We start from the raw sequence: 23,296 nt of genomic DNA, 5'->3' as shown, positions 1-23,296 counted from the left end.
ATCACTTAAGCGCCTTGTGCATCACCACGCAGTCGAGCACTATGCCTCTTGGGGAGTGATATTGGCTTATCCCCTCACCGCCAAAGCCACAGCTGCGATAGAAATCGGCGGCATTGAGGGTAGACTCCAGCGTCAGCACGGTCACGCCTTTTTCACGCGCCAAAGACTCGAGATAAGCGAGTAAGTCGCGCCCGAGCCCTTGGCCCATGGCTTGTGGATGCACGAACAGGGCTTCAATTCGGTCGTTATCCAGCATGCCGGTCGCCAGTATTTTTCCCTGATGTTCGATTAGATAAAAGTCTCTCTCCACCATGGTGATAAAGACAGAGGGCATCTCGCCTTGGGTCCAAATTCTGAGCTCTGCCTTTGTGTAAACCTCCTGGCAACCGGCCTGAATCGCCAGATTACGGATATCCCAGGCAGCTTGCGCGTCTTCCTTTCTTGCCTTGCGTAATTTCATCCTGCACTTCCCTTTGTTGAAAAAATAGCGATACACAGGCATTAAAAAGCCACCCTGTGGGCGGCTTGGTTGGGGCGTTAATTCCCTATGACTCAGTCCGCCAGCAGTTCGGCTATGGTCAACATACCATGAGTCGTGGCGCCTGCTGCCCAGAGGGCCGAAGCGTTGTCTTCAAATGCGGCGGCCAGATCGATATGCAGCCAATCGACACCTTCATTGACAAAACGCCACAGGAAACCTGCGGCATTGGAAGCGCCACCGGCACCGCCACCTTTTACCGGGCGGCTGTTGGCGGTATCGGCATAGGCAGAAGGACACATCTCTTTATGCCAAGGCTCCAGAGGTAAAGGCCAAACATTTTCGGCCACTAGAGCCGCCTTTTGCTGCGTCAACGCCAGCAGTGGCTGACTGGGGGAGAAGATGGCGTTATAGTTGCGGCCAACGGCCATCACGGCGGCGCCGGTCAGAGTGGCAGCATCGATAACCCGAGTCGCACCGCTGGCGCAGGCGGCCTGCAGACCATCGGCCAGCACCAAGCGCCCCTCGGCATCGGTATTGACCACTTCAACCGTGGTGCCGTTCTTGTAGGTCAGTATGTCTCCCAGCTTATAGGCACGACCACTGATCAGGTTCTCGGCGCAGCAGAGGTAGAGTTTAACCCGCTTGTCGAGACCGTTCTGAATCGCCAGCCCCAGCGCCGCAGCAACCGTTGCCGCGCCGCCCATATCGGCCTTCATGCCCAGCATGCCTTCGGAAGCCTTGATGCTGTAACCGCCTGAGTCAAAGGTGATCCCTTTACCTACCAACGCGACGGACACGGGAGCATCTTCCCCCAGAGGGTTGAAGTCCAGTTCCAGCAACGCTGGTGGCCTTTCGCTGCCGCGGCCAACCGCATGAATGCCTATCCATTGCTCCTGCAACAAGGCTTCCCCTTCAACTATCCGGTAGCTGACCTTGTCACCGCCGAGTTCGGCCAGCCAATTGGCCGCCTGCTGCGCCAGTTTCAGTGGTGGCAGATTTTCCGGGGTTTCATTAATAAGACTGCGGGCAAACGATGCGCTGTAAGCCCTGCTGGTCAGCGCGCCCTTGAGCGCCTCATCACCGGCCCACTGGATCTCATGGCCGCCTTTGGCAGTGACAAAGCCCTGGGCAAAGGCCCACTGACAGTTGAGGTCCCAACCCTCTCCCACCAAAGAAACCTGATTGATCCCCTGGTTACGCAGTTTGCGGGCGGCCATCTGAATTTGTCGCAGGGCATCGTTTCCCTGCAGGTGGATCTGAGCCTGCTCAGCATTGTAGGTTACATCGGCCTTGCCCCAATGGGCCGCAGGGGCCTCATGGGTCAGCGCTATCTTCATGGATTGACTCATTTCGATTCCTTCTTCTTTTATATGTAGTGAACGCAAGGCGCCACAATTGCGTCCAGTGTACTGCATTCCTGCCCGGCACTTGAAGCCCCGCGCCGAATGAGAATTGTTGCCAACTGTAAAGCCTGCTAGGCTTTGGAGTTTTCAGTCACTTCAGGGAGATGGGGATGGAGTTTATCCCACCACTGCAATCCGGCATTTTGATCCAAAGGTATAAACGCTTTCTGGCCGATGTCAGGCTGGATGATGGCACTGAGATTACCCTGCACTGCCCCAATACGGGTTCAATGAAGAACTGCCAGTTCCCCGGCGAGCGGGTTTGGTTCTCCTGTTCGGACAATCCCAAGCGTAAGTACGCCCACACCTGGGAACTGATGCAAACCCCTGGAGGCGACCTGATTGGAGTCAACACCGGCCGGGCCAATGCCCTGGTAGAGGAAGGGATCCAAACAGGTGTCATCAAGGAACTACAGGGATACCAAAACCTCAAGCGGGAAGTGAAATACGGTGATGAAAACAGCCGTATCGATATTTTTCTCAGCGAAGGGGCAAAGGCCGATTGCTATATCGAAGTGAAGAACACCACACTCTTGGAAGAGGGTCACGGTTACTTCCCTGATGCCGTCACCAGCCGCGGTCAGAAACACTTGCGGGAACTGATGTCCGTGGTAAAAAGTGGCCAACGAGGGGTATTGGTGTTTTTAGTGCAACATACCGGCATAAAAACCGTATCAGCGGCCCGCCATATAGATTCAAAATATGCTGATTTATTGAACGAAGCCATAGATGCCGGGGTAGAAGTGCTTGCCTATGCCACAAGCCTTGCCCCAGAAGGCTTCAGGGTGGAATCAAGGCTCGAATTTATCCGCTGAACCAGCTGTAAAAAGTGATAAAAAGTTGATTTAATCGGGTTTAGCAGACATATTCAAATAATTAGCAATAAGTAAATCGAAATATTTGCCTAGGTAGAGAGATTCTGATATAGATAGCGGCCGTTCATAAGAACGCCCTACGACGCAAATGGAAACAGGAGATGCGTTATGCCTGAAGGCACTAAAAAACTTGGTGTACTCGCTATCGCTGGTGTAGACCCTTACCAGGAAAAACCCGGTGAGGAGTACATGAACTCACAACAACTGAGTCACTTCAAAACCATTCTTGAAGCATGGAGGAATCAGTTGCGTCAAGAGGTGGATCGCACTCTTACCCATATGCAGGATGAAGCTGCAAACTTCCCGGACCCGGTGGACCGTGCCGCCCAGGAAGAAGAGTTCAGCCTCGAACTGCGCGCCCGCGACCGCGAACGTAAGTTGATCAAGAAGATCGAAAAGACACTGCAGAAAATTGAAGAAGATGACTTCGGTTTCTGTGAATCCTGCGGCGTTGAAATCGGCATCCGTCGTCTGGAAGCCAGACCGACAGCCGATCTGTGTATCGACTGCAAAACGCTGGCAGAGATCAAAGAAAAACAGATGGCAGGTTAATCTAATCTGCCACAGCGCGGGGCCAAGTGTTACACTGGCCCCGCGATTTTTTTGTCACTCTGCCCTTGATGAACAACACTTCCTACATAGGCCGTTTCGCCCCCTCGCCTTCTGGCTCTTTGCATTTTGGCTCTCTTGTTGCCGCCCTCGGCAGTTATCTACGCGCCCGCTCAAAACAAGGGCTGTGGTTACTGCGAATAGAAGATATCGACCCCCCCAGAGAAATCAGCGGCGCAGCCGATGACATAATGCACACTCTGGAAGCCTTTGGCTTACACTGGGATGGCGAAGTGCTGTACCAGAGCCAACGCCTGCAAGACTATCAACAACATATAGATGCCTTGCTGAAATCCAATCAGGCCTACTATTGCCAGTGCACCCGCAAACAGATCCAGCAAAGAGGGGGCGTTTACGACGGCCGCTGCCGGGAGTTGCAACTCAAGCAAGGTGCTATTCGCATTCACAACCAATTGGCGGTTGCTCAGTTTATTGATGACCATCTGGGTCAAGTCTGTGTCGACCCGGCCTTCGCCGCAGAAGACTTTATTATCAAGCGCAGCGATGGCCTGTACGCCTATCAACTGGCGGTAGTGCTGGACGACGCCTTTCAGGGCATCACAGAAATCGTCCGCGGCGCCGATCTCTTGGAGGCCAGTTGCCGACAGATAAGCCTATTTCGCCAATTCGGGTTTCAGGAACCGAGTTTTTTTCATCTGCCGCTGGCCAGCACCCAGGCTGGACGCAAGCTCTCCAAGCAAAACCATGCCACGCCGGTGGATAAACGCCATCCACAGCCGGCGCTGTTGGCGGCACTTGAGTTTCTCGGCCAGGCCGCTGTCACGCCCCAAGCCGATGTGACTCAGATGTTGGCTCAGGCGGTGGCTCAGTTTGATCCGGACAGCATTCCCAAACAGACAGAGATCCTCATCGGCCGCTGATATACTCATCGCCCGCTATTTGGTATATCATAGCCGCCAGTTTTTAACCCTTATTTTGCGTTAACGTTCCGAGGTGTCCCATTTTTCGCCGTATCAGTCAGTTTTGTAAGCAGTTGTTTGACGATGGTCAGACAGCCAAGGCTCAACAAGAAGACAACACAGACACAGGTTTGAGCCTGGAGGTTATCCCGCGCGATGGCCACAGCATTTCCCGCAGACAGATTAGCGAGAATGCGCTCAAGGTTTTGTACCGCCTGCATAAGTCTGGCTTTAACGCCTATCTGGTCGGTGGCGGCGTACGCGATCTGCTGCTTGGACTGGATCCAAAAGACTTTGACGTGGTCACCAATGCCACTCCGGAAGAGATCAAGAAGCTGTTTCGCAACTGCCGCCTGGTTGGCCGTCGTTTCCGCCTGGCCCATATCGTCTTTGGCCGGGATGTTATCGAAGTGGCTACCTTTCGCGGCCACCACGGTAACAGCGAAGAGAAGATTTCCAAGGTCAATTCGGCCGGACGACTGCTGCGCGACAATGTTTATGGCGACATAGATGAAGACGCCGAGCGCCGCGACTTTACCGTCAACGCTCTCTATTACAATATTGCCGACTACTCCATTCGCAGCTATGGCGGCGGTATTCATGATCTTAACGCCAGAACCCTGCGACTGATTGGCGATCCCGAGACCCGTTATCGGGAAGACCCGGTGCGTATGCTGCGGGCCGTGCGCTTTGCCACAAAGCTTGGGATGTCCATCGACAAGCGCACTGCGGCCCCGATCAAGAGCCTGGCTCCGCTGCTGAAAGATATTCCGGCGGCGCGTATGTACGAAGAAGTACTCAAGCTGTTCTTCGCCGGTAAGGCACTGAACAACTATCAGATGATGCGCGAATATCAGCTGTTTGCACCGATATTCCCTCTGGTGGAAAGCCTGCTGCGGGACGATCCCAAGGGCCCGGCCGGCAGACTGCTGAGCGAAATGATGCACAACACAGATGTGCGCGTCGGTGAAGACAAGCCTGTGACACCGGCCTTCTTCTATGCCGCGCTCCTTTGGTATCCGCTGCAAAACCGCGCCCAGGATATCGCCTTGGAGAGCGGTCTCAGCCCCTATGATGCTTTCTTTGCCGCCATGGGCGATGTACTTGAGCAGCAGTGCCGCTCGGTAAGCATTCCCCGCCGCTTCAGCACTCCGGCACGGGATATCTGGCAGTTACAGATGCGCTTTGAACGCTCTCAAGGGGGCCGCGCCTTTAAACTGATGGAGCATCCCAAGTTCCGCGCCGCCTATGATCTCTTGCTGCTCAGAGCCAATGCCGAAGGCGGTAATCTGGCCAAGCAAGCCAGTTGGTGGCAACAGTTTGTCGAGTCTGATGATGATAAGAGACAACAACTGATACGCAGCGGCAACAAAACCGGCGGCAGCCGCAACCGTAATGCCAATCAGCGTCGGCGCCGCAAGCCACGTCGCCCAAGCGAAAAACCACAGGCGGCCGAGTAAGATGACCGGAGTCTATGTGGCGCTGGGCGCCAACCTGGACTCTCCCGAGCGCCAGCTTGATAGTGCTTGCCTGGCGCTGCAACAACTGGCGCTGCAAAACAGCTTTCGCGTTTCATCCTACTATCGCTCGGTTCCCATGGGCGATGTTCCCCAGCCAGACTATGTCAATGCGGTGGCCTGTTTCGAGACCGAACTGGCGCCGCTGGAACTCCTTGACGCCTTGCAGGCAATCGAGTTGCAGCAAGGTCGACAACGCCTGGTGCGCTGGGGGCCCAGAACCCTGGATCTGGACCTGCTGCTCTACGGCGATGAGCAGATACAGACCCCAAGGCTCACTGTGCCGCACTACGGCATCAAGAGCCGTGAGTTTGTCCTCATTCCACTGGAAGAACTCAATCCTTCGCTGGTGTTGCCCTGCGGCACCGGCATAGCCACACTGATCACCGATGCCATGCGCCAATCGCTGCAATTGCTCCATCCCTCCGGCTGAGAAACTGAGCCGGATCGTTGCAGTCCAAAGCTTCATGGCATATAACACCACTTTACTCGGTTAATAAGAAGAGCATTATGTCTAAAATCACCACAGCTACCCTGCGTAAATTCAAGCAGGAAGGTAGAAAATTTACCGCTCTGACCGCTTATGACGCCAGTTTTGCCGCCGCTTTTGACAGCGAAGGTGTAGACGTCCTGCTGGTAGGAGACTCATTGGGAATGGTTCTGCAAGGGCACGATGATACCTTGCCTGTCAGTGTCGAGGAGATGGCCTATCACACCCGCTGTGTTCGCCGTGGCATCAGCCGCAGTTTGTTGATGGCCGATCTACCCTTTATGAGCTACGCCACTCCCGAACAGGCAATGACCAATGCCACCAAGCTGATGCAGGCCGGCGCCAACATGATCAAGATTGAAGGGGGCCAATGGTTGCTGGAAACGGTTTCCATGTTGACCGAGCGCGGCATTCCTGTCTGCGCTCATATAGGACTGACACCACAATCAGTGCATGTGTTCGGTGGTTTCAAGGTGCAGGGCCGCGATGCCGACAACGCCCAGCGGATCCTCGATGAAGCCAAGGCGCTGGAAGGTGCCGGTGCCCAACTTTTGGTACTCGAATGTATCCCGGCAGCGTTGGCAAAACAGATAACCGAAGCGCTGCAAATTCCGGTGATCGGCATAGGTGCCGGCAAGGATACTGATGGCCAAATCCTGGTGATGCACGATGTACTCGGGATTTCCAGCGGCTATATCCCGCGCTTTTCCAAGAACTACCTCAAGCAGACAGGTGAAATCCGTGAGGCCGTGAAGGCCTATATCGACGAAGTTCAGCAGGGACAATTCCCCGCAGAAGAGCACACCTTTAACTGAGCCGGGGATTCGCCAGATTATGCTGACCACAGCCAAAATAGATGAGATCCGTGCCCGGGTACGGGAATGGCGCCAAAAGGGGGAAACCATCGCCTTTGTCCCTACCATGGGCAATTTGCACCAGGGGCATGTGAGTTTAATCCTCGAAGCTGCGCGCCGCGCCGATCACGTGGTGGCCTCGATTTTTGTCAATCCATTGCAGTTTGGCAAGAATGAGGATCTCGATGCTTATCCCCGCACCCTGGGCGCCGATCAACAGAAACTGACCGAAGCCGGCTGCGAGCTGCTGTTTACCCCAACACCCGAGCTTATCTACCCCAAAGGGCTGGATGCCCAGACCTTTGTGGAAGTCCCCGGGATCTCCGATGAGCTTTGCGGTGCCAGCCGTCCAGGGCATTTTCGCGGAGTCGCGACCATAGTATGTAAGCTGTTCAATATAGTGCAGCCGGATATCGCCCTGTTTGGCCGTAAGGACTACCAACAACTTCTGGTGATCAAGACCATGGTGACCGATCTGTCGTTGCCCATCGAAGTCATAGGGGTAGAAACCGTTCGCGAGGATTCCGGCCTGGCGCTGAGTTCGCGCAATGGTTACCTCACCGAGGCCGAAAAGGCGCTGGCGCCCAAGCTCAAGGCAAGCATGGATAAACTGGCCGAGGCGATCGTACTGGGACAGGATATCGACCAGGCCATCAGCAATGCCAAGGAGTTCCTGCGCGCCGCCGGGCTTGAGCCCGACTATCTGGAAGTGCGTGAAGCTTCAAGCCTCAAGCCTGTGAACAGCGATGACAAATCGCTGGTGATCCTGGCCGCCGCTTATCTGGGTAAGGCCCGCCTCATAGACAATATGATATTGTCACGCTGATCTCTTTTTAAGGGGTAGGATAGCTACCCCTCCATTTTCTGCCCAATAACTTCCCCCAGCCACAATAATTTCCTTAGTCAAAAACTGGTCTTCAATAAAGGTTTGAGTCATATTGGTTACACTTGTTTTAGATATGTGACGAAAGGATTCCCACCCCAATGTTGTCCGGACAGTCCAGACTTTGGCTCTTTGTTGCACTGCTGCTCGCTTGGCAAGTTCAGGCAGGTACCGTCTATAAATGTATCAAAGAAGACAAGGTGGTATTCAGCCAGCAGCCCTGCCCACAAGCCTTCACCCAGCACAGAATTGAATACCAGTATGGCGTGACCACGGAAACGGCCGAGGGAGAAAGAGTTGATCCGCTGCAATCCCTTTTGGAGAACGACAGCCTGCCCGAAGACAAGCTGTTGCGCCGACTGGAAGCCGAAGTCTATCGGCTGCAGCAGGAAAACAGCTATCTGGAAATACTGCGAACCAGCGAGCTACAAAAGCAGGAGCGGCAACGCTATTGGCAGAAAATGGCGCGGGAAGATCCCGCGTTTATTGAGCAGCGCGGCAAGATAAACGCCCACTTTGATGAGCTCAAACGCGCCAATGATGACAAGATAGCCAAGCTGCAGCAATACAGACAATTGCTGCAGCAGAAAACCGAGGCTCAGCCCTGAATCAGCTGCGCAGCCCTATCCCACGAGAGATCAGATAATAGGCCAGCAACCACAGACCCGCACAGAACCCCAGCATCACGCCAATGGACAGCGGCACGCTCATATCGGCAAATCCCAGGAAACCATAACGGAACACGTTGATCATATACACCACAGGGTTCAGCGCCGATACGCCACGCCAAAAGTCAGGCAACAGCGACAGCGAGTAAAACACCCCGCCAAGATAGGTCAGCGGCGTCAACACAAAGGTGGGGATGATGCTGATGTCGTCGAAGCTCTTGGCAAACACGGCATTGATAAGGCCGCCAAGGGCAAACAGCACTGAGGTCAGAAACACTGTGACTATCACCAATCCCAAGTGCTGCACACTGAGATCGACAAAGAACATGGCTACCAGGGTCACTATCAGGCCCACCAACAGTCCACGGGCGACACCGCCGCCGACATAGCCGGCTATCATCACATAATGAGGCACAGGCGCCACTATCAGCTCTTCCAGGTTACGCTGGAACTTGGCGCTGAAAAAGGAAGATGCCACATTGGAGTAGGAGTTGGTGATCACCGACATCATGATAAGGCCCGGGGCGATAAACTCCATATAGGACACCCCGCCCATCTCACCGATGCGACTGCCCACCAGATTACCGAAGATCAGGAAATACAGTGTCATGGTGATCGCCGGCGGTACCAGCGTCTGTATCCAAATGCGGGTAAAACGGTTAATTTCCTTGATTAAAATACTCTTGAAGGCAACCAGATACAGACCTCTCATGCCTGGCCTCCTTGGGCATTTTCAACCAGTTTCACAAACAACTCCTCCAATCGATTGGCCTTGTTACGCATGGATAGCACTTCAATCCCCTGCTCGCTCAGTAAACCGAAGACGGCGTTCAGGCTGTGGGACTTCACCAAGTCCACTTCCAGGGTCATTGGATCGGTAAGCCTGACGCTAATATCGCCAAGCTTGGGTACCTCAACAAGCGGCTGCTTGATATCCAACACAAAGGTTTCCATATCCAGTTTCGACAGCAGGGACTTCATACTGGTGCATTCCACCAGCACGCCCTTATCGATAATGCCTATGTTGCGGCAGAGCATTTCCGCTTCTTCCAGATAGTGGGTCGTCAGTATGATGGTGACGCCTTCAGCGTTGATTTTTTTGAGAAACTCCCACATGGAGCGCCGCAGTTCTATATCCACCCCGGCGGTAGGCTCATCGAGGATCAAAAGCTTGGGCTCGTGCATCAAGGCCCTGGCTATCATCAAACGCCGCTTCATGCCGCCGGAAAGCTGCCGGGATTGGCTGTTGCGCTTGTCCCAGAGATCCAGTTGCCTGAGATATTTCTCGGCCCGCTTATGGGCCTCGGCTCTGGGCACACCGTAATAACCGGCCTGGTTAACCACGATTTGCAGTACTGTCTCAAACTGGTTGAAGTTGAATTCCTGCGGCACCAGGCCAATACACAATTTGGCCTGCTCCAGCTCTTTATCCAGATCATGGCCAAAGACCCGCACACTGCCGCCACTTTTGTGCACCAGCGAACTTATGATACCGATAGTGGTGGACTTACCGGCACCGTTTGGGCCGAGCAAGGCAAAAAAGTCACCCTGAGCCACTTTCAGGCTGATCCCTTTGACGGCTTCGACACCGCCCTTATAGGTCTTCTTAAGATTGTCCAGCTCCAACGCCAGAGCTTTGGTCGTCATAGATGTTTCTCCTAAAGAGCCTCCAATACCTGGGGTATCGGCAGCGGCCCGGGACGCAAAAAGCAAGACTCCCGCCGTGGCGGGAGTCTGTCTTACTATATAAACAAAGCCGACATCACAGCTTGCTTACTCCTGCGGGATCACCTTGGCGATATAAGGCAGGTTGCGATACTGCTCGGCGTAGTCGATACCGTAACCGACCACAAATTCATCAGGAATAGTAAAACCGACAAAGTCTACCGGTACATCGACTTCACGGCGATCCGGCTTATCCAGCAGAGTACAGAGCGTCAGGCTCTTTGGCTCACGCAGCAGCAGCATTTCGCGTACCTTGTTGAGCGTGTTGCCCGAGTCAATCAGATCTTCGACGATCAACACATCACGATCGGCGATTTCCGACTGAACATCTTTGAGTATCTTCACGTCTCTGGTGCTGGTCATGGCATTGCCATAGCTGGAAACAGACATAAAGTCGATCTCTACATGGCCCTTAATCCGACGGCAGAGATCGGCCATAAAGACCACTGAGCCCTTGAGCAGGCCGACCATCAGCAATTTGTCGGCATTGGCATAATGCGCATTGATGCGCTCGGCTAATTCATCCAGTTTCTGGTTGATCTCTTCTGCCGAGATCATCACTTCGGTGGTGTGTTTCATATCACTCTCAATTGTCGATCTCACTGTCTTTGGGTTTGTCATAACCCCAGCGATCCGTTAATGCATGTTCGACACCCAGATGATCCAGGATCCGGGCGACCATGAAGTCTATCAGATCTTCAATGGATTTGGGATGGTGATAAAAGCCGGGTGCGGCCGGCATTATGATGGCGCCCAGTTGGCTGAGTTTCAACATATGTTCAAGATGAATGGCGTTGAAAGGTGTCTCTCTGGGTACCAACAACAGCTGACCGCGCTCCTTGAGCACTACATCGGCGGCCCGCTCCAGCAAGCTGTTGCTCATACCAGTGGCCACCGCAGCCAGGGTGCCGGTTGAGCAGGGACAGATCACCATATGCTTTGGCGCCGCCGAGCCAGACGCCGGTGGAGAGAACCACTCATCCTTGCCGAGCACTCTCAGTTCACCGCCTTCGGGAAACAGTTTTCTGAGCTGCTCTGTGGCCTTGTCCGGTGCGCTGCTGAGTTTGAGCCCATGTTCCGTTGCCAACACCACCCGAGCGGCGCTGGACACCATCAGAAAAACCCGAAACTCGGCCTTGAGCAAGCACTCCAGCAGCCTCAGCCCATAGGGCGCCCCGGAGGCGCCGGTCCAGGCGAGGCTGATACTCTTAATCTGCTGATATTTCACGCTTTGACCTCGCCACTTCTGGCTTTAAGGGCCTGGAGCAACTTTTGATGCAAGCCGCCAAAGCCACCATTGCTCATGATCAGCACGGTATCGCCGGGCTTGGCTTCACCACTGACCTTGGCCACTATCTCATCTATGTCGTGCAAAACCTGTACCGGCAGCGGTGCCGCCTGCATGGCCGCGGCAATATCCCAATCGATATTATCCGCCTGATACAACACGGCTTCATCGGCCAGGGCCATGGAGTTGGCCAGTGTGTCTTTATGCACCCCTTGCTTCATGGTGTTGGAGCGAGGCTCAAGCACGACAGTGATTTTGCCCTGGCCTACCTTGGCGCGCATTCCCTGAAGAGTTGTGGCGATTGCCGTTGGGTGATGGGCAAAGTCGTCATAAACGCTGACCCCTTCTACGCTGCCCAGTAACTCGAGACGACGCTTGGGCGGGGTAAAGTCTGCCAGCGCCTTGAGCGCATCTACCGGCAAGACCCCGACATGACGCGCCGCAGCTATCGCCATGGTGGCGTTGTCTATGTTGTGACGCCCAATCAGGCCCCAGCTCAAAATGCCCTGGGATTCACCGCGGAAAAATAGCTCAAATTCGTGACCATCGTCTGCCAGCATTCTGGCACTCCAGTCACCCTGGCCCGCTTCATGGCTCAAGGTTTCCTGTTCACTCCAGCAGCCCTTGGCTATCACGCCGGCAACCGCCTGGCTGTCTTGCGGCCAGATCACCCGGCCATCCCCAGGCAGGATTCTGAGCAGATGGTGAAACTGCTTCTGTATCGCCTTGAGATCGTCGAAGATGTCGGCATGGTCGAACTCCAGGTTGTTGATCACCAGGGTTCTTGGCTGGTAATGCACAAACTTGGAGCGCTTGTCGAAGAAAGCGCTGTCATATTCGTCGGCCTCGACCACAAAGAAAGGCGACTCGCCCAACCTGGCCGAAATACCGAAATTCTGCGGCACTCCACCAATCAAAAAGCCAGCTTGATAGCCGCAGGCTTCGAGGATCCAGGCCAACATGCTGGCGGTTGAGGTTTTGCCATGGGTACCGGAAACGGCCAATACCCAACGTTCGGGCAATATATGGTCATGCAGAAACTGCGGGCCCGAGGTGTATTTCAGGCCGCGATTGAGTACGGCTTCCACACAGGGGTTGCCGCGGCTCATGGCATTGCCTATCACCACGAGATCCGGCTCGGGATCCAGCTGTGAAGGATCAAACCCCTGAATAAGGTCTATTCCCTGCTGCTCAAGCTGGGTGCTCATGGGAGGGTATACATTGACATCGGAGCCGGTGACCTTATGTCCCATGGCGCGGGCCAGCAGTGCCAAGCCCCCCATAAAAGTGCCACAGATCCCCAGAATATGTACGTGCATTAAGGCCATCCTTCTGCAGTGAGTCCGCTCGCCCCACGTTGGGCGAGTTTGCATGCCGCTCATTGTACCTATGCCACCGGCAAGACGCGAGAGGCCTCTGCCTGCTGTTCAGCTTTCTCTCATCTTCCGCTAAGCAATGTGATTAATAGATAAAGGAATTTTCCAAAATCTGAGCCGAACGCTGGTCAGGACAGGGCCGCGCGTTTAAAATGCCCGCAGCCTACGCAAATGCGATTAGCATCAGGAAAGCAGCATGCAGTTAACGGAAGAACTCCAACATCTCAGGCGCGAGCTTGAAGATCTCAAACTCAAAGAGACGAACCTGGAAATCAGGACAGATATCCGCCTCGACGCGATAGAACAAAGAATCGAGGCGCTGTTTGCGGCCGTCAATCAGCTTGCCGAAGAGCAAGCTCAGCCTTTGGTCGCCAAGGTTGCCGAGCCGTCTGCAATGCCTGAACCAAATGAACCTCAGGCCGAGCCAAAAGCTGCCGACTTGTCTTTCGAGTCACAGGCTCAGCGCCAGGACGCCTGGCAGCGCAGGGCCGATATTCAGCCTATCGAGCACACCAAACCAACAACAGCTGAAATAGCCGCAACACCAATTGCAGCCAAAGCGCAAACCGCCGCCCCAAAAGTATCCCCCCAAACACAAGAGGGTCGAGGGCAGCAGACTCCCAACTGGGGGCGTAAGTTTGATCAGGCTGTGGCCGCTTTTTTTGCCGCTATGCTGAGCCCCCTGCTGGGACTCTTCGCACAAGCCAAAGATTTTTATCAGCACTATCACGCCAAAGGTCAGGGGCCGGTATTTATGATGACCCTGGCCGGGATCATCGCCATGACCCTGGGCTTTGGTTATCTGCTGCAGTATTCCATGAACCACTGGCTGTCGGATACCGGAAAGGCCTTGACCGGCTTTGTCTGCGCCAATGGCATTCTGGCCTTGGGGGCCTTTATCCGCAAACGGCAAAGAGCGATGGCCGATTTCGGCTCGGGTCTGGTTGGCCTTGGGCTGATTATCAACTATCTGTGCGCCTATTTTGTCGGTCCCTACTTCGAGCTGGTACCGGATGGCGTCAGCTATCTGCTGCTGTTGCTTATCACTGTGGCCGGTTACAGTCTGGCGCTGAAACTGGAAGCCAGAGTCATCAGCATAGTCGCCTTGCTGGGTGGCTCCCTGGCACCACTGATGCTGCTTTCCGGCAGTCAGGCGCCTTTGATGTATCTGCCCTTCCTGCTGCTGATTGGCGGCTGCTCTTTACTCTTGAGTCACAAGATACGTTGGCCTGTGCTGCTGGAAACGACAGCCATACTGCACATAGCCTGTATCGAGAGCCTGAGTTTCTTTGTCGAGCTGCCGCTGCAAGGGCAAGGGATAATGGGAGTTCTGGCGCTCATCTCCCTGCATGGCCTCTTTTATGGTTATGGACTTGGCAGCCTTTGGCTGTTTGGCCGGGAAGGCCTCAGCCACAGACTGCTGGCTCTGCCGGCGGCCTTGCTGGCCTTTTTGGTCTATAGCCTGAGCCAGTTCAGCCCCCACGCCGGCGAGCTGCTGCTGGCCAACGCCGCCGTGCTTATCGGCCTGTCGCTCTGGCTTAAACAAGACAAACAGCTGCAGACGCTATTGTGGCTGGCGACCGGTGCCTGTCTCGGTTTTGCCGCGCTCAGCCTGCTCAGTGGTGAGCTGCTGGGGCTGGTATTACTGCTCGAAGCCTTGCTGTTGATGTGGCTAGGTTGCCGTGAGCAGCAAGCCTCGCTGCGAATCGAGGCCATCACCCTGCTGGCTCTGGGACTGGTCATCAACCTGTTGGCCCTTGGTGATATGCTCAATGAAGCGCCGGTGCTCTTGTCACTGCCGCTGCTGGCTTGGGGGCTAAGCACGCTTAGCTTGTTTGGCTTTAACCAACTGCTGGACAAACAACCCGAACTCAGCCGCTGGGAGCAACAACTGCTGCAGCTGGGACGCGAGCTTGCCAACGTGCTGCTGGTGTCTTTAGCCCTGGTTAGCGCCTGGCTGATAAGTGAAAACTACTTCCTGGTGATAATTCCCGGATTGAGTCTGACCTTGCTGCTACTCGCGCGCAGGCAACAACTCAGGGTCAGCGAGGCCTTGGCCTGGGCCTTGTTGTTACCGCTGGCGGCTCAGGTCATCTTCGCCGTTGTGGATGTGCATAGCCTGAGTTTCCGCGCTCAGCCGCTGTATGCGCAAATCGCCAGGGTAGAGTTGTTCCTCTGCTTATTACTGGCCTGGTATGCATACCGGCGCTTCCATCCCAAGGGCGAGCTTAAGCGTTTGGCCTGGTACGCTCGCCTGGCCTGCCTGGTGCTATTGCCACTGCTGTGGCTGCCCAAAATTGCCCTTCGCTTTGAAGATTGGCTAGCCCCGGCCTTGTGGTTATCCTGCTTTGTCAGCTTAGTATTGGCCCGCAAGTTCAGGCAGCCGATACTGAAACGCGAAGCGGATGTGCTGCTGGTGCTGGCTATAGCCCAAACTGCTGTTGCCTGCCTGGCAGGACAATGGCCCGGGCTTATCGCACTGCTGCTGGGCAGTCTCTATTCCGGTCTGCTGCTGTGGCGCTATCCATTCTTGCCAAGGCTCTGGCAAGGCCCCTGCCGACTCGGCTGGCAGTTGTCACCCTTCTATGGCGCCCTGCTGCTGGCAGTGGTGAGTCACAGCCTGGAGGTCTTGTTCAGCCACACTCTGGCACTGAGCAGTGTGGTGCTGAGCGGCTACTTCTTTATCCTGCTCAGCCGCAAACCGCTCAAGGCCCTGCGCCCGGGTTACCCCTTTGCCTTTGCCAGCTTCTTTATCGCCTTGCTGCTGCCCTGGATTACCTGGCTCGACAGCCTGCAGTCGTTGCAGCTCGATGCCCTGACCCGGCCCTCTGAACCTTGGCTGATGGCGCTGGCACAAGCTTGCAACCTGGCCTTGCTGGCGCTGTTTATCCGTAAACGGCCATTGGCCATGAGACGCTATCGTCAGCAGTTGCCGACCAATATGGTGTTTATCGCCTGGCATGCCCTGTTGCTGCTGGCCTATCTGCAACTGGCCTACCAGATGCCAACCGGATTCGATGCCACCCTAAGCACAGTGCTCATGGTGTCCCACGGCTGCTGGCTGATGTTCCTCAGCCTGCGTCCCGGCTGCCAGATTATGCTCAAACTGGCCGCAGGTCTGTTTGCCATCAGTTGCCTCAAGGTATTGCTGCTGGATATGGCCGCCGCCGATCTGCTGCAAAAGATCATCGTCTTTATGCTGATTGGCGCCTTGCTGCTCGGGGTGGCTTACTTCTACCAGAAATCCAGAGCCCGGCTGCTGTCACAATAAACCAACTCAAAGGCGCCTGCGGGCGCCTTGGGAATAAGTCTGACTGAAGTTTTGCTAACGACCTTTTACTCCATTCTTGGTAATTTATGAAACTGACCCAAATAACCCTATTTTCCCTGGCTCTGTTTTCGCTCCCCGCCCTGGCCGGTGGTCATTGCGCCAAAAAAGAAGCCGCAATCGAAAAGCAGATCTTTGATGCCAAAGAGCATAACAACAGCCACAGAGTACGGGGGCTGGAAACGGCGCTGGCCGAAGTCCGTGCCCACTGCACTGAGGCCGGTGAAATCCAAAAGCAGCAAGATTCACGCGATGAATTGGCAAACAAGATCCGTGACAAGCAGAATGAGATTCGCGAGTTAGGTGAAGAACTGGCCGAAGAACGCGCCAAACTGAACGCCGATATCGCCGAGGCCGAGCGCAAGGGCAAAATCGATAAGGTCACCAAATATCAACGAGAACTGGCCGAGGAAGAGGCTAAAACAGCCGCCAAGATCAGCGCTAAAGAAGCTGAAATACGTGGATTGAAGTCCGAGATGGACGCCAGATAAGTATTAGCCCCGCTTGGCGGGGCTTTTTGATGACATCATCAAGCCTGGGACGCTTCCAGCGCCTGGGCCACATCGCTGATGATGTCGTCTATATGCTCAATTCCCACAGAGATCCGGAGCAGATCTTCACTCACCCCGGCGCGAGCCAACTCCTCGGCGTTGAGCTGCCTGTGGGTCGTGGTGGCTGGATGACAGGCCAGTGACTTGGCATCGCCTATATTCACCAGACGCAGGATCATCTGCAGCGCATCGATAAAGCGCCCACCGGCCTCTTTGCCCCCCTTGATACCAAAGCTAATAATGCCGGACGCCTTACCCGAGGTGATTTTGTCGCAATTGGCCTTATAAGGGCTGTCTGCCAGGGCGCCATAATTGACCCAGTTCACCAGCGGATGGGACTGCAGGTAACTTGCCAGCGCTTCGGCATTACTGCAGTGGCGCTCCATCCTCAGGCTCAAGGTCTCCAGCCCCTGCAACAGTAAAAAGGCGCTGTGTGGTGATAAAGCCGCGCCGGTATTACGCAGCGGCACCACCCGGCAACGGCCGATATAAGCCGCCGCGCCGAAGGCTTCGGTATACACCACCCCATGGTAAGAGGGGTCCGGCTGATTGAGCACAGCAAATCTGTGTTTATTGGCGACCCAATCAAACTTGCCCGAATCGATAATCACCCCGCCCACTGTAGTACCGTGGCCACCGACATACTTGGTCAGCGAGTGGACAACAATATCGGCGCCATGTTCGAAGGGGCGGCACAGCACAGGGGTCGCCACTGTGTTATCCACCACCAAGGGCACACCATGTTTGTGGGCAATTTCTGCCAGACGCGCGATATCGACAATATTGCCAGCGGGGTTGCCTATGGATTCACAAAACACCGCCTTGGTGCGCTCATCAATAAGCGACTCCAGGGTATCGAAGTCATCGAACGAGGCCATGCGCACCTCTACCCCCTGGCGCGGCAGAGTGTGAGCGAACAGGTTATAGGTGCCGCCGTAGAGCTGGCTGCTGCTGACTATGTTGTCGCCCACTTCCGTCAGCACCTGCAGCGCATAAGTGATGGCCGCCATTCCCGAGGCCAGCGCCAGCGCGCCAATGCCACCTTCGATGGCCGCCATTCTGGCTTCGAGCACGGCGTTGGTGGGGTTCATGATGCGACTGTAAATATTGCCGGGCACCTTAAGGTCAAACAGATCGGCGCCGTGTTGAGTATCGTCGAAAGTATAGGACGTCGTCTGATAGATGGGCACCGCCGCCGACTTGGTGGTGGCTTCCGATTCATAACCATGGTGCAACGCCAGGGATTCCAGTTTCATCTCGCGCTCCTTGATGACAGATAATGCTGACTGAATGAGTGAGCAATCAAATTAACAAACAGACGTCCAGATGTCCAAATAAAAAGAAACCACCCCTGAGGGTGGTTCTTGCCAGGCGCGATTAGCTGTCTGTTATGGCTTGGCCTTGAAGCTCGCCAGCCAACCCACTATTGCGCCGCCAAGGCCGATGGCAAACACTGAGTAGGCTATGATGCAATAGTGCGCCATATTCATGCCAAACAGTGACCAGTCATCTTCACCGCAGCCGCCGGTAGGAGCGAACTCAAATGGCAGCCACTTATCCAGCGGCAAGCCCAGAGGGAAGTGCGGCTCGGTGGAGCAGGCTGAACCTGCCGCCGAACCTGCCTCGGCAAAGAAGTCCATCGATTCATCTACTACCAGGTGCGCGGCGTCGTGGATATTCATCAGTTGAATCGACCAGGCCATTCCCTGGATCACGCCGTAGAGGGCCAGGGCAACACCCAAGGCCTTGAGCACATGGTTCTTCGGATTGATCAAAATGATGGCACCGGCCAGTACTATGCAGCATTGGCTGAAGCGTATGTAGACACACAGCTCGCAGGGGTCCATCTCCAGAAACACTTGAAAATAGCCCATAGCGGAAGCGAGCAAAAATACCGCTGCGCCCAGCATTATGCTCCAGAGTATTCGCCCCTGTTGCCAGCGGGCCAGAGTGGGAACGGGTGCCTGGGTAAACTCCCGAAACAGCATACTCAATTTATTCATCCGTTACTCCTTACTTGGCGGCCAGTTCGGCCACCAATTCATCGAGCATCTGCATGCTGCGAATAGACTTGGTGTTGATCAAGTACTTGCCATTGACCACCAGTGCCGGGATCCCCTGGATCTTGGCGACTTCCACGCCTCTGTCCCATTTGCTCAAGAGTTGTTGCACCTCAGGGCTATTCTTGGCCGCTTCAAAACCGGCGCGATCCAGGCCTGCGGCCTTGAGGCCAAAGTCGATGACTTCATCGGCGGAGGCAAAGCGGGCCTTGTCGTCATGATACTTCTTGTACAGTGCCATCTTGACTGTCTTGAAAGCCTGCTCGGATTGGGTTTGGGCATAAGCCAGCACCAGGGCTTTCTCCATGCCGAATGGCGGCTTGGTGGTGATGTGATAATCATCGAAGGTCACCCCCTTGGGCAGATTTTTCACCATGCCGGGGATCACTGCCTTGTCGTACTTGTAGCAGAAGGGGCAGTTGACCGAATACACCTTCACCACTTGATTGGGAGCATCAAAGCTGGCGGCCCCCAACAGTTGATAGTGTTCGCCTTCATTATATTTGGCAGCGGAAACAGAGCAGGACAACAACAGGGCACTCAGTGCCAACAGACTTTTCTTCATCATGATACGGACTCCAAACAGGCGGCAGCCCAGCTGCCGCCAAAAAATAATCAACGATTGAACATGCTTTCGGGGTGAACCACGGTAGAGCGATAGCCAGGCTCATGTTTCATCAGGGTCTTCACCTTGATTTCGACCTTGACCTCGTTGGTCTTGGGATCCACTTCGGTGATCCAATGCTCGGGAGCCTTATCCCCTTCCAGCAATCCGGCAGAAGCCGAGGCCATAAACATAGTCTTGTGATCCGCTTGCCACTCTGTAATGGAAGTGATTGGGCTATACCACTCGTACCCCCGCTCTTTGCCGTACTCCCAGGTCTGCTGCACCGTCATCTTGCCCATGTTGACTTTGTACTCGACGCCACGGGAATACTTCATGGTCGGCAGCGCAGGTTGTTCCAGACCGCGGCCATCGCCGTTGTCAAACACTGTGACTGTGCCCCTGTCCGGTACCGGCCAAGCCGTGTGCTGAGTCCAGGTCCAGTCAAAGCTGCCTTCGCAACCCTTGGCGTCACACTTGAGTGCCCTACCTTTGGCATCCACGGGTTTCAGTACCTTGGCGGCCAGTTCTCCTTTCCAACCTTCGGGAGTGCCGAGGATCCACTTGACCTTGTTATCACGGCCAACCTTGATCACCGCAGACTGGTGGCGTGAGCTGACAATGATGCTGTCATCCGCCGGGTCATAACCTATGGAGTTGATATGCAGCCAGTTGCGACCGGTTCCGACCCCGGCAACATCGCCATAAGGTTCGCTGGCCAGCTCTTCGGCAGTCTTGGTTTCACCGGCCTTGGAGACATCCACGTTCAGGCAAACCGCCCCCATATCCAATGACTTGAGCACAGTGTCACGCATAGGGTCGAGTATCTTGTTGAAGTCCCAAACCTTAACGACATCACCGTTCTGATCCACTTCAATCACATGGTCGCGCACTGTGTCGACCTTGAGGCCATCCGGCGTGACATAATCACGCTTACCCACCCTCAACAGCAGGTGACCATTGGGCATTTCGGTGATCTCATGGGAGAAGCCATTAAAGCCCCGTGGAAGTTCGCGCTTGAAGATAGGCTTGCCGATAAAGTCATACTTGGCGTAGTAAGGCACCTGGAACCCTTGATGCAGTTCAAACATCAAACCCTGACCAAAGATCAGCTTGCCATCACGGGTCTGCTTGAAGGACATGGAGCCGCCCGGACGGTCATAGATAACATCGCTGTTCAGATGCCAACGCACATCGCCGTTGGTATCTATGATGTTCTGGGTCGGGATCCAGTCCCAGTGGTCACGGATATTGGGTGGTATCACCTGCCCATCAACCAGATAGAATCTATTTTCAAAGCCTTTGGCGACTTTGACCGGCTCATACTCGTACTGGGTGCGGGCATTGCCGTCAATATGCAGGTGAGGCAGTGCGCTGGTGCGGATCTTGTATTCCTCGGTCACTGACTTACCGGCCAGTTTGTAGCTGACCTCAACCCGGTTCAGATAATCGGGATAGAGGCCAAATACCGGAATACCACTGTGGGTGTTGAGCTGAGTCAATCCCACAGGGTACTGAATATCAATCCCTTTCTTTCCCTTGCCTTTTACTGTGACCTTGACGTCACTGATGGACTTGCCACCGAGATCGATCACCGCCACCAAAGGGCTGAACTTGTAAGGATCTACATAGACAAATCCCAACTGCCCCTGAGGTATGGCACTGGAACTGGTACCCGGCAGATCGCCGCCGGCAATCACCTGGGTTGAGAAACCCGTTAATGTCAGACTGGATGCCGCCAACATTAAGTAACACAGTCTCTTCATTTTCATCTTGTCACCTTCCAATTAAAGTTGATATTGCAGGGAATAAAAAATAGCGTCGTGATATCCTTGTTTTCCTAAGTTATTTTCCGCATACCGATAACTCAGGATAAAACTCAGATTTTTGCTAAAAGACCAATTAACAGATAAAGCTCCATTAAAACCAAAATCTTTTCCATCACCAGATAAAATCAAATAATCATCTTCGCGATTAAAAAAGTGTTCTTGCCACCAGGTCAACTTAAAGTCTTGCTTAAATAGATTTAGCTTATGGCTTGCCAGAAAATAAACATACCCACCGTTGAAACCACCTTCAAAGTTAGCGTCAAAGCTCTTATAAGTGGCATCGACAAAATGTCCTGCCAGGGCAACTTGTAGATAAGTATCGTCATAACTTTTGTCCCAGCTCAGTCCCAACATGGTGTTGGTTTCGCCCCAACTGGGTTTACTCTTGTCAAACACTTGGCCATAGAGATTCCAATCTGTCTCCCCTAAGTTAATCTGACCTATCACATTAATCTCTGTGCCGTAGTAGGCTCCATCATCCGGGTCTTCCCACTTTACATGGCCATAAATATCCCCATACTCATTACCAACGGCACCTTTCAGAGTGATAAATGGGTTATTGTCTTTGGCCTCGCCAAAATAATCCGATGCTTTGGATTGCCAATCCATCATCCCGGCTTCAACAGCCAACATAGCCGCCTGACAATGGCCACCAAGGCAGGCAGAGATAATTAAAGGGCATAACAATTTCGTGTTCATATTCAATCCTTCCTTCCCGACTCAAGTTAATTATTTACAGAAGCAGAATTGAATAGGTGAACTAAATCACATGAAAATGTTTATTTTGTCTTTTTGTTAAAAGGTTTAATAAGGATCATCAAAAAATAAAATTTTATTTTTTGATGAGCGAGATCACAAAGAGCTAATTAACACTCAAAAACTTTTATTCTCCAACTTATAATAAACCAACACTTTTTTGAGTATTTTAAAATGGATAAGCCCGAGCATAACCGTATACGGGAAGCTATTTTGGATTTGGCAGAGTCTGTTATTGCCAAAGAAGGATTATTGTCTCTGAAAGTATCAGATATCACCAAAGGATTGGGCATATCCACGACTCTGTTCTACAGCATCTTCAAGACCAAGGAAGATATTCTGGTGGCTCTCACCTGTCGCGCCTTTGACCAGGTACTTGGGCTACGTTGGTGGCTCAATCTGGAGGGTTACTCAGGATTAGAGAAATTTATCGCCTATATTCTCAATGAGATCCAATTTACCGAGACCTACTGCCTACGCAGTTCCATCTCCACCATCTCCTGCAACAGGTTGATCTTCAACAAGGCCAGTGCCACTTATCTGCGTAACCTAAATCGACTGGCCATGGATTATTGGGAAACCCCGCTCCAACTTCTGGCTCAAGCAAAAGAGCAGCAGGAGATCTTGGCCAGTGATGTGCAGATCCAGCAGTTTTGCCATCTGTTATGCACCTATCTGAGAGGTCGAGAGTTGGTGGGGAATACCTATGCCGGTAAGGAGTACAGCCTGGATGTCAGGTTTGATAACGCCAGGCTGCTCACTCAACTGCTCAAAGAGTTATGCCCAGGCAAAAGACTTAATCCCCAAACTCTTGCCAGAGCGCAGCAGTTGCGTCGCGAATTACCCCGCTACAGAGAATTACGCCAACAACAGCTAAACACTTGAGTGAACCAAAGGCCTTGGGTAATTCCACAAGCGACCGGGATTTAAGCCGCACAGTGCACAAAACCAACATAGAAGTAAAAACATCTAGACGTCTAAATTGACAGACGACTGGCTATCCCCTATTCTTTCGCCTAATTTGTCAGGAGATGATGCCGTTAAGACAATGCAATTCAGCGAGTTTGGCTGCTACGGAG

At 53.8% G+C, this 23,296-nt stretch carries 23 protein-coding genes; 11 read left to right on the top strand and 12 right to left on the bottom strand.

Annotation, left to right across the window (positions count from 1 at the left end; genetic code table 11):
• Position 1 precedes the first annotated feature (1 nt).
• Together RC73_RS02220 and pepB are read right to left on the bottom strand one after the other, a co-directional pair.
• Positions 2-460: a GNAT family N-acetyltransferase gene (locus tag RC73_RS02220; protein ID WP_039033101.1), complete on the bottom strand. Its 459-nt coding sequence runs from the start codon at positions 458-460 to the stop codon at positions 2-4.
• Between the two features lie 92 nt (positions 461-552).
• Positions 553-1,830: an aminopeptidase PepB gene (gene pepB, locus RC73_RS02215; protein WP_039033100.1), complete on the bottom strand. Its 1,278-nt coding sequence runs from the start codon at positions 1,828-1,830 to the stop codon at positions 553-555.
• A 164-nt stretch (positions 1,831-1,994) separates the two neighbouring features.
• On the opposite strand from pepB, the gene sfsA reads away from it, so the two are divergent.
• The 8 genes from sfsA (at position 1,995) to RC73_RS02175 (ending at position 8,640) form a co-directional block, all read left to right on the top strand.
• Positions 1,995-2,699 (top strand): DNA/RNA nuclease SfsA, encoded by a 705-nt coding sequence (sfsA, locus tag RC73_RS02210; protein WP_039033099.1) that lies wholly within the window; start codon positions 1,995-1,997, stop codon positions 2,697-2,699.
• A gap of 168 nt (positions 2,700-2,867) precedes the next feature.
• Positions 2,868-3,311 carry an RNA polymerase-binding protein DksA gene (gene dksA / locus RC73_RS02205; protein WP_025010051.1) on the top strand — a complete coding sequence of 148 codons (444 nt, stop codon included), beginning with the start codon at positions 2,868-2,870 and terminating at the stop codon, positions 3,309-3,311.
• A 68-nt stretch (positions 3,312-3,379) separates the two neighbouring features.
• Complete coding sequence (gluQRS, locus tag RC73_RS02200; protein ID WP_039033191.1) at positions 3,380-4,249, top strand: tRNA glutamyl-Q(34) synthetase GluQRS; 870 nt, start codon at positions 3,380-3,382, stop codon at positions 4,247-4,249.
• Between the two features lie 113 nt (positions 4,250-4,362).
• Positions 4,363-5,748 (top strand): polynucleotide adenylyltransferase PcnB, encoded by a 1,386-nt coding sequence (gene pcnB, locus RC73_RS02195; RefSeq protein ID WP_202932874.1) that lies wholly within the window; start codon positions 4,363-4,365, stop codon positions 5,746-5,748.
• A 1-nt stretch (position 5,749) separates the two neighbouring features.
• Positions 5,750-6,238: a 2-amino-4-hydroxy-6-hydroxymethyldihydropteridine diphosphokinase gene (folK, locus tag RC73_RS02190; protein WP_039033098.1), complete on the top strand. Its 489-nt coding sequence runs from the start codon at positions 5,750-5,752 to the stop codon at positions 6,236-6,238.
• Positions 6,239-6,315: 77 nt separating this feature from the next.
• Complete coding sequence (gene panB / locus RC73_RS02185) at positions 6,316-7,110, top strand: 3-methyl-2-oxobutanoate hydroxymethyltransferase (protein WP_039033097.1); 795 nt, start codon at positions 6,316-6,318, stop codon at positions 7,108-7,110.
• Between the two features lie 19 nt (positions 7,111-7,129).
• Positions 7,130-7,975 carry a pantoate--beta-alanine ligase gene (panC, locus tag RC73_RS02180; RefSeq protein WP_039033096.1) on the top strand — a complete coding sequence of 282 codons (846 nt, stop codon included), beginning with the start codon at positions 7,130-7,132 and terminating at the stop codon, positions 7,973-7,975.
• A gap of 158 nt (positions 7,976-8,133) precedes the next feature.
• Complete coding sequence (locus tag RC73_RS02175) at positions 8,134-8,640, top strand: DUF4124 domain-containing protein (protein WP_039033095.1); 507 nt, start codon at positions 8,134-8,136, stop codon at positions 8,638-8,640.
• A gap of 1 nt (position 8,641) precedes the next feature.
• Here RC73_RS02175 and RC73_RS02170 read toward each other — a convergent pair whose 3' ends face one another.
• From RC73_RS02170 to mpl, 5 genes are all read right to left on the bottom strand, one after another.
• Positions 8,642-9,412, bottom strand: coding sequence for an ABC transporter permease (locus tag RC73_RS02170; RefSeq protein WP_039033094.1), 771 nt, complete (start codon positions 9,410-9,412; stop codon positions 8,642-8,644).
• Entirely contained in the window at positions 9,409-10,347 is a 939-nt protein-coding gene (locus RC73_RS02165; RefSeq protein WP_039033093.1) for an ABC transporter ATP-binding protein, read from the bottom strand. The genes RC73_RS02170 and RC73_RS02165 overlap by 4 nt, the downstream gene beginning before the upstream one ends.
• Before the next feature lie 126 nt (positions 10,348-10,473).
• The gene (hpt, locus tag RC73_RS02160; RefSeq protein ID WP_039033092.1) at positions 10,474-11,004 is read right to left on the bottom strand and encodes a hypoxanthine phosphoribosyltransferase; all 531 of its coding nucleotides are present in this window, start codon (positions 11,002-11,004) and stop codon (positions 10,474-10,476) included.
• A gap of 7 nt (positions 11,005-11,011) precedes the next feature.
• On the bottom strand, positions 11,012-11,653 hold the full coding sequence (locus RC73_RS02155; protein WP_039033091.1) for a flavin prenyltransferase UbiX: 642 nt from the start codon (positions 11,651-11,653) through the stop codon (positions 11,012-11,014).
• Positions 11,650-13,032 (bottom strand): UDP-N-acetylmuramate:L-alanyl-gamma-D-glutamyl-meso-diaminopimelate ligase, encoded by a 1,383-nt coding sequence (gene mpl / locus RC73_RS02150; protein WP_039033090.1) that lies wholly within the window; start codon positions 13,030-13,032, stop codon positions 11,650-11,652. Before mpl ends, RC73_RS02155 begins: the two co-directional genes overlap by 4 nt.
• A 253-nt stretch (positions 13,033-13,285) precedes the next feature.
• Here mpl and RC73_RS02145 point away from each other — a divergent pair, with 253 nt between their 5' ends.
• Together RC73_RS02145 and RC73_RS02140 are read left to right on the top strand one after the other, a co-directional pair.
• Entirely contained in the window at positions 13,286-16,360 is a 3,075-nt protein-coding gene (locus RC73_RS02145) for a DUF2339 domain-containing protein (RefSeq protein ID WP_039033089.1), read from the top strand.
• 86 nt (positions 16,361-16,446) lie between these two features.
• A complete protein-coding gene (locus RC73_RS02140) occupies positions 16,447-16,908 on the top strand; it encodes a DUF1090 domain-containing protein (RefSeq protein WP_052247931.1) in 462 nt (153 codons plus the stop codon).
• A 38-nt stretch (positions 16,909-16,946) separates the two neighbouring features.
• On the opposite strand, the gene RC73_RS02135 is transcribed toward RC73_RS02140, so the two are convergent.
• The 5 genes from RC73_RS02135 to RC73_RS02115 form a co-directional block, all read right to left on the bottom strand.
• Positions 16,947-18,224 carry an O-acetylhomoserine aminocarboxypropyltransferase/cysteine synthase family protein gene (locus RC73_RS02135; protein ID WP_039033088.1) on the bottom strand — a complete coding sequence of 426 codons (1,278 nt, stop codon included), beginning with the start codon at positions 18,222-18,224 and terminating at the stop codon, positions 16,947-16,949.
• 132 nt (positions 18,225-18,356) lie between these two features.
• Positions 18,357-18,971, bottom strand: coding sequence for a disulfide bond formation protein B (locus RC73_RS02130; RefSeq protein WP_039033087.1), 615 nt, complete (start codon positions 18,969-18,971; stop codon positions 18,357-18,359).
• A 10-nt stretch (positions 18,972-18,981) separates the two neighbouring features.
• Complete coding sequence (locus RC73_RS02125) at positions 18,982-19,596, bottom strand: thiol:disulfide interchange protein DsbA/DsbL (RefSeq protein WP_226684395.1); 615 nt, start codon at positions 19,594-19,596, stop codon at positions 18,982-18,984.
• A 47-nt stretch (positions 19,597-19,643) separates the two neighbouring features.
• Entirely contained in the window at positions 19,644-21,404 is a 1,761-nt protein-coding gene (locus tag RC73_RS02120; protein WP_039033086.1) for an aryl-sulfate sulfotransferase, read from the bottom strand.
• 15 nt (positions 21,405-21,419) lie between these two features.
• On the bottom strand, positions 21,420-22,160 hold the full coding sequence (locus RC73_RS02115) for a hypothetical protein (RefSeq protein WP_039033085.1): 741 nt from the start codon (positions 22,158-22,160) through the stop codon (positions 21,420-21,422).
• Between the two features lie 231 nt (positions 22,161-22,391).
• Here RC73_RS02115 and RC73_RS02110 point away from each other — a divergent pair, with 231 nt between their 5' ends.
• Positions 22,392-23,102 carry a TetR/AcrR family transcriptional regulator gene (locus tag RC73_RS02110; RefSeq protein ID WP_039033084.1) on the top strand — a complete coding sequence of 237 codons (711 nt, stop codon included), beginning with the start codon at positions 22,392-22,394 and terminating at the stop codon, positions 23,100-23,102.
• The last annotated feature ends 194 nt before the right edge of the window (positions 23,103-23,296 follow it).

Source organism: Shewanella sp. ECSMB14102, assembly GCF_000813075.1.
Lineage (GTDB): Bacteria > Pseudomonadota > Gammaproteobacteria > Enterobacterales > Shewanellaceae > Shewanella > Shewanella indica.
This window is presented reverse-complemented; position numbering and strand designations above follow the sequence as displayed.